This is a genomic window from Collinsella sp. TF06-26 (genome assembly GCF_002232035.1).
Taxonomy (GTDB): domain Bacteria; phylum Actinomycetota; class Coriobacteriia; order Coriobacteriales; family Coriobacteriaceae; genus Collinsella.
Genome location: NZ_NKXR01000035.1, coordinates 1 through 1506, shown reverse-complemented (window position 1 = coordinate 1506; position 1506 = coordinate 1). Strand labels below are relative to the sequence as shown.

The following is a 1506-nucleotide window of genomic DNA, read 5'->3' as shown; positions in this document are numbered from 1 at the left end:
GGTGGCGCGCGCAGACGTGGTGTAAGAGCGTCCCGAGGTCCGTCGCTGCAAGTCCCGATGTTACTCCTTCTTGAGACCGCGCCTCTCGACTATCTCGTCCACTATCTCCCTGGCGCGCCGCCCGAGTGCGCGGCGCCTCCCCTCTGTCGGGGCCGGCCTGTCCGCGGGCTCGGCGAAGCCCTCGGCGGCCGAGGCCTCGGAGAACACGCGCTGCTGGGACCACTGTCCCTCGGTCTCCATGAGGCTCGCGCACGTCAGGCGCAGCATCGACTCCCTCGAGGGGAAGGACTGCACGACCCTGTAGCGGCGCTTGATCTCGCGGTTGGCGCGCTCCTGGACGTTGTTGGTGCGGAGCTTGGCCCAGTGCGCCCTGGGGAAGGCCGTGAACGCCAGCGCGGAGTCCTCGGCCTGCTCGAAGACCTCGCCGGCCCTGGCGGACACCGACGCCACCCAGGGCGCCGCCTCGGCCCACACGCAGCGCGCGAGGTCGGGGTCGTCCTGGTAGACCGCGGCGTGCACGAGGTCCCTGACGGCCGCCTTGGAGTCCTCGGGCCTGCCCGAGCAGGCGCTCTGGAGGTTGCGCTGCAGGTGCGTCACGCAGCGCTGCCAGGCGCAGCCCTGGAACAGGCGCGAGACGGCGGCCACGAGCCCGGCGTGGCTGTCGGAGACCACGAGGCGAACGCCGGCCAGCCCGCGCTCGCGCAGCCCGCCGAGGAATGCCGCCCAGGAGTCCTCGCTCTCGGTGTCGACCACGTCGCAGCCCAGGAAGTGCTTGCGCCCGTCGGCGCCCAGCCCGATCGCGGTCACGACGCCCTGCGAGACGACCGACGAGCCGACCCTGCAGCTCATGTAGGTAGCGTCGAGCCACAGGTAGCAACACGGCGTGCCCGACAGGTCGCGGCGGCGGAACTCCGCCACCTCGGCGTCGAGGTCGGAGCAGAGGCTCGAGACCTCCGAGCTCGACAGCGAGGATATGCCCAGCTTGGACGCCACGCGCTCGACCTTGCGGGTGGACACGCCGCATACGTACATCTCCTGCACGATGGCGGCCACCGAGGTGTCGACGCGCGACCATCGCGCGAGCATGCCCTCGGGGTAGTAGGTGCCGTGCCTGAGCTTGGGTATCTCGAGCTCCACGTCGCCCACGGCGGTCTTGAGCGACCTGGGGCGGTAGCCGTTGCGGCTGTTCTCCCTGCCGTCGCTGCGCTCGTTGCGGCTCGCGCCGCACATCTGCTGGGCCTCGGAGTCCATCAGCGCGTTCATCACGCTGCCCAGCACCCTGCACGCGAACTCGCGCGCGTCGCCGCACTCCTGCCAAAGCCTCGCCGCCTCGAGGGCCTCGTCGCGGCCGAGGCGCAGTACACTCTCTTCTTGGGGCATCGCCTTTCCTTCCATTCGTCACCTTCATTACTCCAACGACGAATTCTAGGCGGTGTCCCCTCCCTTTCAAGAAAGGGCGGAGGCGGGGCATTCCCCGCCTCTTACACCACATCTCTGCGCGCCACC

At 69.9% G+C, this 1506-nt stretch carries 1 protein-coding gene; it reads right to left on the bottom strand.

Translation table 11 applies throughout. The features are described from left to right. Window positions 1–60: 60 nt before the first annotated feature. Complete coding sequence (locus CHY22_RS09815) at window positions 61–1380, bottom strand: IS256 family transposase (protein WP_233502389.1); 1320 nt, start codon at window positions 1378–1380, stop codon at window positions 61–63. Window positions 1381–1506 lie beyond the last annotated feature (126 nt).